Origin of the sequence: Flavobacterium aeripolare (assembly GCF_013294025.1) — a bacterium.
In the GTDB taxonomy this organism is placed as follows: Bacteria; Bacteroidota; Bacteroidia; order Flavobacteriales; family Flavobacteriaceae; genus Flavobacterium.
The window spans coordinates 19,837-34,833 of record NZ_JABSNL010000001.1 but is presented as its reverse complement, the minus strand read 5'-3'; the positions used below and the strand labels follow the sequence as shown (position 1 = coordinate 34,833).

The window sequence follows — 14,997 nt, the reverse complement described above, 5'->3', positions numbered from 1 at the left end:
AAACATAGCAGAATAACTTATAAATAGAGTACTTTTAACGTTTTCTAAAATTAGTTAAAAATTAATACAATAACCGAACGTCTCAAAATTTAGTGAAATGTCAAAAAAAACTCCAATTCCTACACAATCTTTAAAAATACCCGCTATTATTTTGCATAGCAGTAGACTTATATCAGTAATTTCCCCTAAACTAACCACTTTATTCACTTCTAAATTATTTACAACACCTATAAAACACAAAACTCCTAAGCGAGAATTGAATATGGATGCTAATTCTGTACAAAATAAACTGACAATACCTGCAATAAATAAGGACGTTGTTGTATATGAATATGGAAAAAGTGACAAAAAAATACTCCTTGTTCACGGGTGGTCCGGTCGCGGTACACAACTATTTAAAATAGCCGATGAGTTAATTAAGGAAGGCTATGCCACGGTGAGTTTTGATGCTCCAGGACACGGTAAAGCACCAGGAAACAACAGTATAATGGTTGATTTTATTGCAGCTATTTTAGAAATTGATAAGCAATACGGTCCTTTTGAAGCAGCGATAGGTCATTCGCTAGGTGGCATGTCTGTATTGAATGCTATAAAGCAAGGCTTAAAAGTCAAGAGTGCTTAGGTTATAGGAAGCGGTGATGTGGTGCAAGATATTATAGATGATTTCATCTCTAAGTTGCAACTCGATAAAAAGTATGCCACTTTACTTAGAGAGCATTTCGAAAAAAAATATGGCGGAAACATGAGCGATTACTCTGCTTTTGAAGCGGCAAAAGAGATTACAATACCAGTTCTCGTTGTTCATGACAATCAAGATTATGAAGTTCCTGTTACAGCAGGTAAAAATATCTACAAACACCTTAAGGATGGTGAGTTACTTTTAACAGAAAATTTGGGACACCGTAAGATCCTTGGTGATACTAAAGTTATCGAAAAAGTCGTTAACTTTACAGTTACACATTAATATTAAATTTGATACAAAATGGAATATCCTATAAATAAGACAGAAGCACAATGGAAAGAGGAATTAGGGGAAGAAAGATACCGTATTTTACGAGAGAAAGGCACCGAGCGTCCGCATACAGGAACCTATAACTTGCACTACGAAGCAGGTACCTACTGCTGTGGTGCGTGTAACGAACCCCTATTTGAAAGTGACTCTAAGTTTGATGCACACTGTGGCTGGCCGTCTTTTGATGATGCCATCCCCGGTAAAGTAAAAAATGTACTTGATAAATCACATGGCATGATACGCACCGAAATTGTTTGTGCAAACTGCGGAAGCCACTTAGGGCACGTTTTTAATGACGGTCCTACAGCTACAGGACAGCGATACTGCGTGAATTCATTATCAGTAGATTTTAAAGAATAGATTTATTTCACTCTCAAAAAGTCAGGACCTAGTTTGTATAACTTAGTCCTGACTTTGTGATTTAAACCCACTGTCCACAGACATACTAAAGCAGATTAAATCCATTTTAAAGATGTACATGGATATAGACGTAGACAAAGTAAATAATCATATAAAAATTAAAATTATGGCATGCCCACCCAAAAAATTAATAGTTATTAGGGGCGGTCGCGCTATTCGCTACAAGTCCGCGCTCTTCCTGCGTCAGGCTGTGGGCTTTTCACTACTATCCCTCATGCAGCACAAACTAACAAGAAGGCATAAAAAAGCCATTTCAACACGAGATGAAATGGCTGTTTATTGTTTATTTATATTCGCTTAAAAGCAAATTTTAGCAACTATATTTTGCACACTAGTTATGGCAGTTGTATCTTCAATCGTAGGTCCTGCAACCCAAACTGTTTTATAAGTTACTTCGGTCGCTGCTTTTGTAACGGCATTAGAACCAATCATGTATCGAATCATTTTAACCCATTTTTTCAAGGTCTTGTTCTTGTTTAGCGTGCGCTCTATCCATGATTGCTTTGTACCTACTTTTTGAACATAAGGGGTATTGATTACCGTACAAGGAGTTCCTGATATTTTTTCAGTTAATACAATGTCCTTTTTACCATAATCGACACAAGCTTGTTTGTACTCCTGCGACACTCCCGATTCAAAAGAAGCTATAAACGGACTCCCAACAGAGACACCTACAGCACCATAAGACATCATTGTATCAAGATTTGCTTTGTTACTCACTCCTCCTGCTGATATAACAGGCAGTAACGTTTTCTCATTAAGTTCCTTAATTAATGACGCTGCAGATAAATTACCTCTATGACCACCCGCCTCATTGTTAACAGCAATTAAGGCATCTGCGCCTAAGCTTTCAACTTTTTTGGCAAAAGCCAAATCAGTTACATCACAAAAAACTTTAATTCCTGCTTTATGAGCTTGTCTAATTGTTTCTTCTGGAGAACCTAGTGACGTTATAATAAAATCAACCTTCTCCTCACATAAAACAGCTAACTGATCTTTGTATTTAATGTTTGATTTGTTAACAATCAAATTGTAACCAAAACTTCCTCCTTGAACCTTAGCATTTTTCAATTCTCGAACTGAGGCACGCAATTCTTCAATCGTTCTATAGTTTAAAGCTGGAATGCATCCAGCAACTCCTGCATTCATTCCTTCGATTACCATTTTAGTATTCGAAACAAGAAACATAGGCGCCATAATCAACGGATGTTTAATATTTAAGAGGGCAGTAAGTGTAGGTTTTATCATTATAAGGTTATTTATAGTAAACAAATATAAACAAATTTACTATGCACGCCTAGTAAATTTCGAAAACAGAAGAATACATAGAACTCTTAAGTCACAGGAGTCTAAACCATCATCTCGTTTTATAAAAATTTATGATAGAAAAGCTTTTTTAAATTTAGGCTTCACCCGCTTTAAAGTTGCTTGTTCATAGGCATATCCCATACTTATCAACGCACCCTCTGTATATGGTAAACCAAAAAACGAAAAGCCTACCGGTAAATCATAAACAGTTCCACCGGGAACGGTAATGTGTGGATAACCACTGGCGGCAGCAGGCATTGTTAATGAATATCCCCACCTATCGCCATAAATTAGATCAATGCTGCAGGCAGGTCCCATTGTGATTCCGCAAATAGCATCTAAAGAATTTCCTTTTATAACACTATCTAAGATGGCTTTGCTTCCTTCAAAACTTTTGTTCAAAGCAATTTTATATTCCTGATCAGTTAACGCGCCTTTTAACTGCGAACTATCTAATATTTCTTGATTAAAGTAAGGCATTGCTTTAGATCTATTGAGTAAATTATAATCAATAACTTCTTTTAATGATTTAACGTTAGCATTGGCTTTAGCTAGATAACGATTTAACCCATCTTTAAATTCGTATTGCAATACAGTGTATTCGGCGTCACCTGATTCACTTATGCGATCTAAGTAATCAATTTCGACAATAGTAGCTCCTAGACTTTTTAATAAATTTATCGAATCAGTAAAAATAGTATTGATAGCGGGGTTTGTCCCCTGCAATTTTCTTTCGATACCAATGCGTTTTCCCACTAGTCCATTTTTGTCTAAATACTTTGTATAATCTGTTTGCAGTTTTCCCTTACTTTGTAAAGTGACTCCATCTTTTTCATCTTCACCTACCATCCCAGCGAGTAATAGGGCTGCATCAGTTACTGTGCGTGCCATGGGGCCTGCAGTATCTTGAGTTGCCGAGATAGGAATAATCCCTGACCTACTCACTAATCCTACTGTTGGCTTGATACCTACAATACCATTTACTGATGCAGGGCAAACAATAGAACCGTCAGTTTCTGTACCCACAGCCACTGCACATAAATTTGCAGAAACTGCAACGCCAGAGCCGGCACTTGAACCACACGGACTGTGATCAATTATATAAGGATTTTTTGTTTGGCGTCCACGACTACTCCAACCCGAAGAAGATTGTGTAGACCTGAAATTAGCCCATTCACTTAAATTGGTTTTACCCAAAATAACAGCACCTGCTGCACGCAATCTTTTAACTACAAAGGCATCTTCGCTGGCGATATTGCCCATCATGGCAAGCGAACCTGCAGTAGTTTGCATTTTATCAGCGGTGTCAATATTATCTTTTATAAGTACGGGAATTCCATGCAACGGTCCACGCTTTTTACCCGCAGATAATTCAATATCTAGTTTTTTAGCAATATCAAGCGCCTCAGGATTGATTTCGATAACTGAATTCAAAGTCGGTCCCTCCTTGTCTATGGCGAGAATACGATCTAAATACAATTGCGTTACTTGCTCGATGGTATGGGTTCCTGCAGCAAATTTTTGAGACAAACTATTAATTGTTTCTTCGTCTAAATCAAATTGTGGTGCATCACCTGAATTAGCGTCATCAGCAATCTCTTTATCTTTATTATTATTAATGCAACTTGTAATTAAAAAAGCGCCAAGCCCAGCAGAGGCAAGCGTAGTGGCTGTCAAAAAAGACCTTCTTTTCATAATGATGGTTTGGTTAATTAATCCACTAATTTACTTTATTAGAAGATTATTTAAAAGTTTTCTCAAATTTTAACACTACGAGATATCTTAAATTCTTGTACTAATATCTAAAATATATTTACAGAATAATAAGCTATTAAGTTAGCGACAGATAATTTAAAATTTTATATTTAAAATACTAATTAAAAACTACTTATATCTTATTACTGATAGCGATACTTTAATATAGAGATGAAGTATGCTTTACTTAGAATTAGGTAATTAAAGGACAATAAAAAAGGATGTCCGAAAAAATTCAAACATCCTAAATTACAAAAAACCAACTAAGTAATTATTATTAAAAACCATAGCGGTTCACATTATAGTAGAGTTAGGGCAAACTCGTAATAACTGCTTCTTAATTCGATTCAAATATAACTAAAAATCGGATTAAAAACATCTATTTATCGATTATATACACTTATTTACTTGTTACATAAGTTATAACTTACAATTACGGAGCTAATCTCTCAATTTTCCAGTCGTGTTCATTTTCTACTGAATATCTAATTCTGTCATGTAAACGATTGGGCCTACCTTGCCAGAATTCTACTACTGTAGGCTTTACAATATAGCCACCCCAATTTGATGGTCTTGCGATAGATTCGCTTTCATACTTCTTTTCTAAAGCACTTAAATTATTCTCTAGAAAAGTACGTGATGGAATCACTTGACTTTGATTAGAAACGATGGCGCCTAATTTACTTCCATCAGGTCGAGAGTCAAAATAATTGTCTGAGGTAGCTGGAGTCACTTTTTGCGCTACCCCTTTAATGATCACTTGACGTTCCATACTATGCCAAAAAAAGGATAGACACACATTTGGATTGTCCGCAATTGCTTGCCCTTTCTCTGAATCGTAATTGGTATAGAAGGTAAAACCTTCTTCGTTGAATTTCTTTAATAACACAACGCGAGACTTTGGAAAACCATCTTTACCTATAGTAGCAACAGTCATCGCATTCACCTCTTCTACTCCACCAAAATCTTCTGTTTCATGAAACCATTGGTTAAATAAATTGATTGGATCTTCGGGAACATTAGTTTCTAGTAATTCACTTTTTTCGTATGATTTTCTATAATCACTTAAGTCGTTTGTATTCATATCTTATAAAATAATAACAGTTGTACAATGCAGCCAAATTTAGAAATTAAAATTCCTACCATCCTCGGCTAATAATATATTTGGGAACACAGTTAAAGCTTCTTCTCTAAAAATTTCGATCTTATCGTATCGAGTAGAATAATGTCCTAGAATTAATTGCTTTACCCCTGCTTTTAGAGCAATAGTCGCCGCTTGTTTTGCAGTGCTATGCATTGTTTTACTAGCAAGAGATTCTTCTGATTCTAGAAATGTGGATTCGTGATACAACACATCTACACCTTCAATTAAGGGAATAATTGCTTCCTCATAAGCAGTATCTGAACAAAATGCATAGCGCAGCGGTACCGGCGGATTGAGTGACAATTCCTTATTAGGAATAACGCGACCATCATCAAGCGTGACGTCTCTACCATTTTTAATATTTTGATAGTAACATTTATCTATTTGATAAGAGGCTACTACTTCAATATTCAATTTTCTAGCTTCGGTTTTTTCTTCGAATAAAAATCCATTAGTATAAATGCGATGTTTTAACGGAATCGTTTTAACAACTACTTTTTCATCCTCATAGACAACAACACTTTCTTTAGCCTCAAGTTCGTTAAAATGCAACTTAAACGTGGGCCAGGAATTTGACAATCTAAGCTGCAGTTTAATAATTTCTTTAATGCCTTTAGGACCATGAATATACATATCTGTATTGCGACCTAGTAACATAAAGGTCGAAATCAATCCTATAAGTCCAAAGAAGTGATCACCATGCAGGTGCGAGATAAAAATATGGTTAATTTTAGAAAATTTAACTTTGTTCTTGCGGAGTTGTACCTGTGTACCTTCGCCACAATCTATTAAAAACAACCTGTTTTTAATATCTAATAACTGTGCCGTAGGATTAGTAAATGTGCGTGGTGTAGCTGCGTAGCAACCGAGTATAGTTAAATTCAATTTGAAATTTTATTTTAATAATTGTTAGCGTTAACAATAATGATAAGAGAACAAATTTATAGGTAGTCCTTAAAACCCTAAATCGCGTTCAATTTCTTCCATTTCGATAATATCATGGGCTTCTAATAAAGAAGGGACCACTAAAATAGCATCTGAAACTTCGTTAAAATCAATATTATCTGCAACTATAACAAATGATTTTTTTGCTTTGATATGTTGTTTTGATAGCGCAACAAAAGTTTCAATATCGGCAACATTTAAGTTTTTATAAGCTAGCAAATCGATTGTAATATTACTCTTTTCAAAAGACTTGTATTGTTGCGTCAATTTAGTTAAAAATGAAGGCAAATCACCTTGAGTATCTTTAATTATAACGGTATGTGATTTATGATCTACTTTCATTGTATTAATTTTATGTGGTTATAGTACTACTGTGCAAAAAATGATTTACTGAATTTTTGAAGCCAATAAGTAAATGACCGCCATTCTAATCGCGACACCATTCTCTACTTGGTTCAAAATTACAGATTGTTGTGAGTCGGCTACGTCAGATGTGATTTCGACTCCTCTATTTATAGGACCGGGATGCATTACTACGATTTCTTTGTTCAGCGAATCCAGCAAAGCTTTATCTAAACCATACTGCTGTGCATATTCCCTAGTCGAAGGAAAGAAATTCACATCCATACGTTCGTTTTGCACACGCAACATATTTGCCACATCGCACCATTCTAAGGCTTTTCTAAGATTAGGCTCCACAGTAACGCCTAGAGATTCGATATATTTAGGAATCAGCGTTTTTGGGCCACAAACCTTTACTTCGGCTCCTTGCATCTTTAAAGCATAGATATTAGACAAAGCGACTCTTGAATGTAAAATATCGCCTACGATCACTACCTTCTTACCGGCTACATCTCCTAGTTTTTCTCGAATGGAATAACTATCTAACAAAGCTTGAGTGGGATGCTCATGAGCACCATCTCCCGCATTAACAATACTTGCCTTAACGTTATTAGATAAAAAATGCGCAGCACCAGGAGTGGCGTGGCGCATGACAACCATATCAACTTTCATCGATAGAATATTATTTACCGTATCGATTAAAGTTTCTCCTTTTTTAACAGACGATTGTGCTGCCGAAAAACTAATAACATCAGCAGAGAGCCTTTTCTGGGCCAATTCAAAAGAGAGTTTTGTACGGGTACTGTTTTCGAAAAAAATATTTGCAATAGTAATATCACGTAAAGAGGGCACTTTTTTTATGGGTCTATTGATTACTTCTTTAAAATGATCAGCAGTTTCAAAAATAAGATCGATATCATTTTTATTGATGTACTTTATTCCCAATAAATGATTTACGCTTAACTCTTTCATTATAGTATGATTAAATATTTTATACGCTTGATTGTAGGTCTTTATGTGGTAATCAAATGAACTTCATCAGTTCCTTCATTTTCTTTCCAGGTCACTTTTACTTTTTCATTATTAATGGCATCAACTTGTCTTCCTCTATAATCAGGCTGTATAGGCAAGTTGCGACTGAAGCGTCTGTCTATTAAAACTAACAATTCAATTTCTGATGGCCTACCAAAGGATTGAATAGCAGTCAAAGCAGCACGAATACTTCTTCCCGTAAACAATACATCATCAATGAAGATGACTTTTTTGTTTTCGACTATAAAATTAATTTTAGTTTTATTTGCTTCAAGTGGCTTATCCGTGCGACGAAAATCATCTCTAAAAAAAGTGATGTCTAAATAACCCAACATGATTTCAGGAGTATTGTAGTCGTTTTCTAAAATTTGCTTTAAACGCTCTGCCATGAAAGTCCCTCTAGGTTGGATTCCTACCAAAATAGTATCCTTAAAATCGAGGTGTTTTTCAATTAATTGACAAGCCAAACGGTGTAGAATGATATTGACTTCTTTGGCATTAAGTAAAACTTTTTGAGTCATAGTAAAATATAGTGTTTGGTAAGGCAAATATACAAATTCAATTGTATGAATTATTATATATCGCTTTAGAAAATTAATTTCTGTACCACATATCATACTACTTCCTGAATATACAGCTACAGTACAGTGTTGTGACGGAACTAAATCACGCTACGAACTAATAGTATTTAAGGGTACAGCAAAATATCACAACTCTTTATCAAAATTCTATAAAGTGTTAAAATGATGTTCTGTGTACTTTTACAGTAACAAAACAAATCAATTATAACAATTTAATTTATACGATATGCAAAAGAGAATCAACAGATTATTAATGCTTTTTTTAGTGTTATTTTCATTTACAAGTTGTGAAGTAGTAGGAGGAATTTTTAAAGCCGGTATGGGAGTAGGAATCTTCATCGTGATTGCAGTAATAGCAGTAATTTTATGGATCGTCAGTAAAGTCTTTAGTCGAAAATAAATACAAAAAAAAACTCCTGTAAATTTTACAGGAGTTTTTTTTATTGTGTTATTTAGTCTAAAACTACTTTGCGTACATTTTAGTTCTTAATTCTTGCACTTTTTCATCGTCAAGGTATTCATCAAAAGTCATGTAGCTATCGATCGCACCATTTGGTGTTAACTCAACAACTCTATTTCCTACAGTTTGAGCAAATTCATGATCATGAGTAGTGAATATCACAGATCCTTTGTAATTTTTCAAAGAATTATTGAACGCTGTAATCGACTCTAGGTCTAAGTGATTTGTAGGTTCGTCAATCATTAACACATTTGCTCTTTCCATCATCATACGAGACATCATACAACGTACTTTTTCTCCTCCTGATAACACACGGCAAGTTTTTAACGCTTCTTCACCTGAGAAAATCATTTTACCTAGAAAACTACGTATGTTTACTTCGTCACGCTCTTCTTCTGTTTTAACCCATTGACGCAACCAGTCTACTAATGATAAATCATTTTCAAAGTAAGCATGGTTTTCAACTGGTAAGTAAGCTTGATTTGTAGTTACACCCCAATCAAAATTCCCAGAATCAGCAACTTGTTTTCCGTTTAGGATTTCGTAGAAAGCTGTTGTTGCACGAGAATCCTTAGAGAATAAAACAATTTTATCTCCTTTGGCCATATTCAAATCAACTCCTTTAAACAATACTTCTCCATCAACAGAGGCACTTAAATTTTGAATATTTAAAATTTGATCTCCTGCTTCACGCTCCTGATCAAAAATAATTGCTGGATAACGACGACTTGAAGGTTTAATCTCAGAGATATTTAATTTACTAATCATCTTTTTACGAGATGTTGCTTGTTTAGACTTGGCAACATTCGCAGAAAAACGGCGAATAAATTCTTCTAATTCTTGTTTCTTTTCTTCGGCCTTCTTATTTTGTTGTGCACGTTGCTTCGCTGCTAATTGACTAGACTCATACCAGAAAGTATAATTACCTGAATAGTGATTAATTTTACCAAAATCAATATCAGAAATATGTGTACATACTGAATCTAAAAAGTGTCTATCATGCGAAACTACAATTACAGTGTTCTCATAATTTGCAAGGAAGTTTTCTAACCAAGCAATGGTTTCAAAATCCAAGTCATTGGTAGGCTCATCCATGATTAATAGATCAGGATTACCAAAAAGCGCTTGTGCTAATAACACACGAACTTTAATTTTACCCTCTAGATCGCCCATCAACGTGTAATGGTGCTCCTCTGTAATTCCTAAATTGGAAAGCATTGAAGCCGCATCAGAATCAGCGTTCCATCCGTTCATTTCTTCAAATTGAACTTGCAGCTCCCCTATTTTATCTGCATTTTTATCATTGTAATCCAGATAAAGTTCGTCCATTTCTTTTTTAACTGCATACAATACTTTATTCCCCATCATTACGGTTTCAAGTACGGTATGTTCGTCAAACATATTGTGGTTTTGGTTTAAAACCGACATACGTTTTCCGGTCTCTAAGTGAATGTGCCCCGAAGTAGGATCCATATCGCCAGAGATTATTTTAAGAAATGTAGATTTTCCAGCTCCATTTGCTCCAATAACCCCATATATATTTCCATGAGTAAACGTAGTGTTTACTTCATCAAATAAGATTCTTTTTCCAAACTGAACTGATAAATTATTAACTGTTAACATGCATGTTTGTTTTATAAATTTTGTGCAAATTTACGAAAAAATTTATGATTTTTATAAGGGCTATCATATTAAGATTTTTATTCGAAAAAACAAAAAATATGATACCGATAACTAGTGCAGTTCCTAGCTTTACTTACAATTACGATTTTATAAAATTAGTTTAAATAAGAAAGGCTTAAATCAAGGAGTACACAGCAACTTACTATATACAAAATCAGTATAGGATTCTAAAGTAATTATAGTAAATACGAGTAGAATCAAATAATTATTATACATAACGAACTGATAATTACATTAAATGTATTTTTAAGTAGATATTTTTAAATATATTTTTTTTTAAAGCGCTTAAAATATACTTTTACGACCGAACTAAAATCTATTAAAATATAATCCATTTATAATTATGAATTCAGAAAATGTACAAACTAAATGGGGACAATTCATCTCGCTGATTATTGTCTTCTTTTTTTGGGGTTTCGTTGGCTCTGCCAATGATATTTTAATTCCCGTATTCAAAAAAGTGTTTACACTGTCACAGGTAGAGTCTCAGTTAGTCGCTTGGGCATTTTATGTAGCCTACTTTGTGGGTTCGATTATTTTCTTCTTGATTTCTTTAAAAGTAGATGTGCTTCAAAAATTTGGTTATAAAAAAACATTATCTGCAGGTTTACTTTTATCAGCTGTAGGTTCGTTCTTATTTGTGCCAGCAGCTACTATGCAAAGCTTTCCCTTTTTCTTAACTGCTTTATTCACGGTAGGGTTAGGATTTTCGATCCAGCAAATTGTTGCTAATCCATTAGCTATAAAAATGGGAAGTCCAGATACTGGAGCGCACCGTTTAACACTTGCCGGAGGAATCAATTCGTTCGGAACTACAATTGGAGCTATTTTACTTGGTATCGCGTTATTTGGTATGGGAAGTAATAAAAAAACAAACTTGTCTTTAGAGGATATTAAGTTGCCTTTTATCATTTTAGGAGTTGCTTTTATACTAGTAGCTATTTTTATGAATTTCTCTAAAATTGAAAATCCTGCAAAAATAGAAAAAACAGTCATTGCAGACCACACCGATAAGTTCAACATTTTAGATTACCCACAGCTGTATTTAGGAATGTTAGGGATCTTTATATACGTAGGTACTGAAGTAACAATCATTAGTAATTTGCCTGCATTATTACACACTGTAGAGTTTGGTAAAATCCTTGAAGATGCTATTTCGCCTTTTATCGCACTGTATTGGGGTAGTTTAATGATTGGCCGATGGAATGGTGGTGTCAATGTTTTCAACACATCTAATCTAGTCAATACAGCTCTAAAATTCATTGTGCCTGCAATTGCTTTTGGTGTGATCATAGGTGCCAATATTTTTGCACAACATGATGTTTCGTCATTTTACATCTACCCTATCTGGATTTTACTCTTCATTGGTGTTAGCTTCGTTGGTGGTAAAAATGCTGGTAAAACGCTAATGCTTTTTGGCCTATCAGGTTTAGTTATGATGTTTGCTGGTCTTGTTTGCCCTGATACTGAAACAGCAAAATTCTTCTTTATATCTGGCGGACTGTTCCTTTCTATCATGTGGCCTTCAATTTTTGATTTGGCTATAGCGGGATTAGGAAAAAACACTGGTAAAGCGTCTTCTTTTTTAATTATGATGATTCTTGGAGGGGGAGTTATTCCACTAATTCAAGGAAGTATTTGCGATATTGATCTTACTAGTCCTGAAGGAATATTTGGAATTTCATGGACACATTTCTCTTATGTAATTCCGTTATTAGGTTTTGCATATTTAGGATGGTACGGTTATTACTGCCCTAAAATATTAAAAAGACAAGGAATTAGTCACGTACAATCTGAAGGTGGCGGACATTAATTGCTGCTGCTTTAAGTCCATAAGTTATTTTTAATTCGACCCTAAGACCATCAAATTTATTTGGTGGTCTTTTTTTCTGGCATCACTTTTGAATTTTCGAAATATAACAGATACATTTACTCAAATTTAGATTATGAAAAAACTACTACTTTTCTTTTTTTCGATTATTATAGTTAGCTCCTGTGGCGTAAAGAAAACGCAAAATCTACTGAGCGAAGGTGATTATGACGCAGCAATTAATCGTGCTGTAGAAGGACTTCGATCTAACAAAGATTCTAAAGGAAAACAAGATTATGTTTATCTATTAGAAGAGGCGTTTGCCAAGGCTAAAGAACGTGATTTACTTAAGTTAGATTTAATGATAAAAGGCAACCATCCTCGTGATTACGAACCTATTTATACAACTTTCCTACAGCTGAACACGCGTCAAGAAACCATTAGACCGTTGCTTCCACTACCGTTGCTCAACAGAAACCGTAATGCTATTTTTCCATTCGAAAATTATAATGACCAAATTATAGGTAGTCGAAATAAATTGTCGCAATATTTATATGATAACTCAAAAGCATTGATGCTTACTAATGATAAAAAAATCTTTCGAAGAGCCTTTGATGACTTGTCTTACCTGAACCAAATCAACCCTAATTATAAAGACGTGCTTAAATTAATGGATGAAGCACAGTTTAAAGGCACCGATTTTATTAGCGTACAATTAAACAATCAAACTAATATGGTAATTCCACGAAACCTACAGGATGATTTATTAGATTTTAGCACCTATGGTTTGAATACTAATTGGACGGTGTATCATAGTGCCCGTCAAAGCAATATTAAATACGATTATGCAGTGGCTCTTAATTTTCAAACGATAAATATTAGTCCTGAACGCGTGAATGAAAGAAACTTTTTTAATGAAAGACAAATTAAAATTGGCTTAAAGAACTTACTTGATAAAAAAGGTAACATCGTTAAAGACAGTTTGGGCAAAGCGATACAGGTAGATAATTTTAAAACGGTAAGCGCTCGAGTATATGAGTCTCAGCAACACAAAGCTTGCCAGGTAATTGCTAATGTAGTATTTACTAATTTGCAAAACAATCAAGTAATACAGTCTTTTCCTTTGAATAGTGAGTCTGTTTTTGACAATATTTACGCCACTTTTAGAGGAGATCGAAGAGCCATTGACTTAGAATATAACGATTATTTTGATCGCCGTCCTATTCCTTTTCCGTCAAATGAGCAGATGGTTTTTGATACGGGAGAAGATCTCAAGAACAAGTTAAAAGTCATTTTAAAGAACAATCGATTATAAAATTAATTTCCTCTACTTCAAATACAATTAAGCTCGTCAAACAATAGTTTTTCGAGCTTATTTTTTGCCAATAAAATAACACAATGTAAAAATTTTGTTAGAATTGTCGTTTTATTAACAACGCATTAAAAATATATGTACTTTTGCAGAGATGAAAAATACAAGTTTACATATAACTTCAATCTCACGGATAAAATTGACTCCTGCTTCGCCCGAAGTACGGACACTATCACTATAGTGTTTATTTAAGTCATTCGATTTTATTCATTTTTTCATTTTCCTGTTTTGAAATTCCAACTGTATTCCATTGGATTTACATATCCAAAAACCTGTATTATAACCGTATTGATATCATTTTTAACTAAATGTTATTCAATTACTTATACTCGTTTATTAAATAATAAATCGGTAACTTTCAGTCGTATTTCTGCTACTATCAAACAATCATTTTTAACTCAAAAATTCATCTTTTAAAATGAATATCTCCATTATTATAGCACAGGAAGAACATTTTAAGTACGCACAAGTTATATGCGATACCATAGAATCATCTGCCCTATTGAGAGGAACCGGAATAGCCAAACGTACGCCGGAATACATCCAGAAAAAGATGGAAAATCAAGATGCCGTCATTGCACTAGTTGATGGTGTTTTTGCAGGTTTTTGTTATATCGAAAGCTGGCAAGAAAGCAACTATGTCGCGCACTCTGGATTGATTGTACATCCTGATTTTAGAAACCTTGGCTTAGCCAAAAAGATTAAATCTAAGGTATTTGAATATTCATTGAAGAAGTATCCCAATGCGAAAGTATTCGGAATCACCACTGGTTTAGCGGTAATGAAACTCAACTCTGACTTAGGCTACAAACCAGTACCGTTTTCGGAGTTAACCACCGATCCTAGTTTCTGGAAAGGCTGCCAAACCTGCACTAATTACGAAATCCTAAAAAGCAAAGACAATAAAATGTGTTTGTGTACTGGAATGCTGTATGATCCAAAAGAGAAACCAAAAGTACCACCAAAACATACGTTCAATACCCGGATTTGGAACCGATTGAAAAAAATAAAGCAAGCGCTTTTCTTAGAAGATTAATTCCTAGTCCTCCCAGAAAAATAGGGAGATATAACAGGGAAATACCGAGAAGCATAGAATAATTAATTAAAATAGTAACCCAATAAACGTCCATTCC

Annotated in this window: 16 protein-coding genes; 8 read left to right on the top strand and 8 right to left on the bottom strand. The window is 34.4% G+C overall.

Going from position 1 to position 14,997, the window contains the following annotated elements; genetic code table 11:
* The first annotated feature begins 97 nt into the window (after positions 1 to 97).
* The 4 genes from HNQ00_RS16385 to HNQ00_RS00140 all read left to right on the top strand — a co-directional run bounded on the left by HNQ00_RS16385 (position 98) and on the right by HNQ00_RS00140 (position 1,733).
* Entirely contained in the window at positions 98 to 622 is a 525-nt protein-coding gene (locus HNQ00_RS16385; protein WP_371738637.1) for an alpha/beta hydrolase, read from the top strand.
* 18 nt (positions 623 to 640) lie between these two features.
* A complete protein-coding gene (locus tag HNQ00_RS16380; RefSeq protein WP_371738635.1) occupies positions 641 to 964 on the top strand; it encodes an alpha/beta hydrolase family protein in 324 nt (107 codons plus the stop codon).
* Between the two features lie 18 nt (positions 965 to 982).
* Positions 983 to 1,372 carry a peptide-methionine (R)-S-oxide reductase MsrB gene (gene msrB / locus HNQ00_RS00145; protein ID WP_173835887.1) on the top strand — a complete coding sequence of 130 codons (390 nt, stop codon included), beginning with the start codon at positions 983 to 985 and terminating at the stop codon, positions 1,370 to 1,372.
* Positions 1,373 to 1,490: 118 nt separating this feature from the next.
* Entirely contained in the window at positions 1,491 to 1,733 is a 243-nt protein-coding gene (locus HNQ00_RS00140) for a hypothetical protein (RefSeq protein ID WP_173835885.1), read from the top strand.
* Here HNQ00_RS00140 and HNQ00_RS00135 read toward each other — a convergent pair.
* The 7 genes from HNQ00_RS00135 to pyrR all read right to left on the bottom strand — a co-directional run bounded on the left by HNQ00_RS00135 (position 1,730) and on the right by pyrR (position 8,479).
* Positions 1,730 to 2,680 (bottom strand): NAD(P)H-dependent flavin oxidoreductase, encoded by a 951-nt coding sequence (locus HNQ00_RS00135; RefSeq protein ID WP_173835883.1) that lies wholly within the window; start codon positions 2,678 to 2,680, stop codon positions 1,730 to 1,732. The genes HNQ00_RS00140 and HNQ00_RS00135 overlap by 4 nt on opposite strands.
* 129 nt (positions 2,681 to 2,809) lie before the next feature.
* A complete protein-coding gene (locus HNQ00_RS00130) occupies positions 2,810 to 4,435 on the bottom strand; it encodes an amidase (RefSeq protein WP_173835881.1) in 1,626 nt (541 codons plus the stop codon).
* Between the two features lie 493 nt (positions 4,436 to 4,928).
* Positions 4,929 to 5,579, bottom strand: a complete 651-nt coding sequence (gene pdxH / locus HNQ00_RS00125; RefSeq protein ID WP_173835879.1) for a pyridoxamine 5'-phosphate oxidase — start codon at positions 5,577 to 5,579, stop codon at positions 4,929 to 4,931.
* 39 nt (positions 5,580 to 5,618) lie between these two features.
* Entirely contained in the window at positions 5,619 to 6,524 is a 906-nt protein-coding gene (locus HNQ00_RS00120; protein ID WP_173835877.1) for a ribonuclease Z, read from the bottom strand.
* A gap of 69 nt (positions 6,525 to 6,593) precedes the next feature.
* Positions 6,594 to 6,926, bottom strand: coding sequence for a ribonuclease Z (locus tag HNQ00_RS00115; RefSeq protein ID WP_173835875.1), 333 nt, complete (start codon positions 6,924 to 6,926; stop codon positions 6,594 to 6,596).
* A 45-nt stretch (positions 6,927 to 6,971) separates the two neighbouring features.
* On the bottom strand, positions 6,972 to 7,898 hold the full coding sequence (locus tag HNQ00_RS00110; RefSeq protein ID WP_173835873.1) for an aspartate carbamoyltransferase catalytic subunit: 927 nt from the start codon (positions 7,896 to 7,898) through the stop codon (positions 6,972 to 6,974).
* Positions 7,899 to 7,939: 41 nt separating this feature from the next.
* Positions 7,940 to 8,479, bottom strand: a complete 540-nt coding sequence (pyrR, locus tag HNQ00_RS00105) for a bifunctional pyr operon transcriptional regulator/uracil phosphoribosyltransferase PyrR (protein ID WP_173835871.1) — start codon at positions 8,477 to 8,479, stop codon at positions 7,940 to 7,942.
* Between the two features lie 286 nt (positions 8,480 to 8,765).
* On the opposite strand from pyrR, the gene HNQ00_RS00100 reads away from it, so the two are divergent.
* Complete coding sequence (locus tag HNQ00_RS00100; protein WP_173835869.1) at positions 8,766 to 8,939, top strand: hypothetical protein; 174 nt, start codon at positions 8,766 to 8,768, stop codon at positions 8,937 to 8,939.
* Positions 8,940 to 9,002: 63 nt separating this feature from the next.
* Here the strand turns inward: HNQ00_RS00100 and HNQ00_RS00095 are convergent, their stop codons facing one another.
* Positions 9,003 to 10,622, bottom strand: a complete 1,620-nt coding sequence (locus tag HNQ00_RS00095; protein WP_173835867.1) for an ABC-F family ATP-binding cassette domain-containing protein — start codon at positions 10,620 to 10,622, stop codon at positions 9,003 to 9,005.
* 403 nt (positions 10,623 to 11,025) lie between these two features.
* Between HNQ00_RS00095 and HNQ00_RS00090 the strand changes: the two genes are divergently transcribed.
* The 3 genes from HNQ00_RS00090 to HNQ00_RS00080 all read left to right on the top strand — a co-directional run bounded on the left by HNQ00_RS00090 (position 11,026) and on the right by HNQ00_RS00080 (position 14,900).
* On the top strand, positions 11,026 to 12,495 hold the full coding sequence (locus tag HNQ00_RS00090; protein ID WP_173835865.1) for an MFS transporter: 1,470 nt from the start codon (positions 11,026 to 11,028) through the stop codon (positions 12,493 to 12,495).
* Positions 12,496 to 12,628: 133 nt separating this feature from the next.
* Positions 12,629 to 13,807: a hypothetical protein gene (locus tag HNQ00_RS00085; protein WP_173835863.1), complete on the top strand. Its 1,179-nt coding sequence runs from the start codon at positions 12,629 to 12,631 to the stop codon at positions 13,805 to 13,807.
* 475 nt (positions 13,808 to 14,282) lie between these two features.
* Positions 14,283 to 14,900 carry a GNAT family N-acetyltransferase gene (locus HNQ00_RS00080; protein ID WP_173835861.1) on the top strand — a complete coding sequence of 206 codons (618 nt, stop codon included), beginning with the start codon at positions 14,283 to 14,285 and terminating at the stop codon, positions 14,898 to 14,900.
* Positions 14,901 to 14,997 lie beyond the last annotated feature (97 nt).

Excerpts from the sequence above, each read along its gene's own strand:
- HNQ00_RS16385 (WP_371738637.1), top strand. The coding sequence starts at position 98 with ATGTCAAAAAAAACTCCAATTCCTACACAATCTTTAAAAATACCCGCT.
- msrB (WP_173835887.1), top strand. The coding sequence starts at position 983 with ATGGAATATCCTATAAATAAGACAGAAGCACAATGGAAAGAGGAATTA.
- HNQ00_RS00140 (WP_173835885.1), top strand. The coding sequence starts at position 1,491 with ATGGATATAGACGTAGACAAAGTAAATAATCATATAAAAATTAAAATT.
- HNQ00_RS00135 (WP_173835883.1), bottom strand. The coding sequence starts at position 2,680 with ATGATAAAACCTACACTTACTGCCCTCTTAAATATTAAACATCCGTTG.
- HNQ00_RS00130 (WP_173835881.1), bottom strand. The coding sequence starts at position 4,435 with ATGAAAAGAAGGTCTTTTTTGACAGCCACTACGCTTGCCTCTGCTGGG.
- pdxH (WP_173835879.1), bottom strand. The coding sequence starts at position 5,579 with ATGAATACAAACGACTTAAGTGATTATAGAAAATCATACGAAAAAAGT.
- HNQ00_RS00115 (WP_173835875.1), bottom strand. The coding sequence starts at position 6,926 with ATGAAAGTAGATCATAAATCACATACCGTTATAATTAAAGATACTCAA.
- HNQ00_RS00110 (WP_173835873.1), bottom strand. The coding sequence starts at position 7,898 with ATGAAAGAGTTAAGCGTAAATCATTTATTGGGAATAAAGTACATCAAT.
- pyrR (WP_173835871.1), bottom strand. The coding sequence starts at position 8,479 with ATGACTCAAAAAGTTTTACTTAATGCCAAAGAAGTCAATATCATTCTA.
- HNQ00_RS00100 (WP_173835869.1), top strand. The coding sequence starts at position 8,766 with ATGCAAAAGAGAATCAACAGATTATTAATGCTTTTTTTAGTGTTATTT.
- HNQ00_RS00095 (WP_173835867.1), bottom strand. The coding sequence starts at position 10,622 with ATGTTAACAGTTAATAATTTATCAGTTCAGTTTGGAAAAAGAATCTTA.
- HNQ00_RS00090 (WP_173835865.1), top strand. The coding sequence starts at position 11,026 with ATGAATTCAGAAAATGTACAAACTAAATGGGGACAATTCATCTCGCTG.
- HNQ00_RS00085 (WP_173835863.1), top strand. The coding sequence starts at position 12,629 with ATGAAAAAACTACTACTTTTCTTTTTTTCGATTATTATAGTTAGCTCC.
- HNQ00_RS00080 (WP_173835861.1), top strand. The coding sequence starts at position 14,283 with ATGAATATCTCCATTATTATAGCACAGGAAGAACATTTTAAGTACGCA.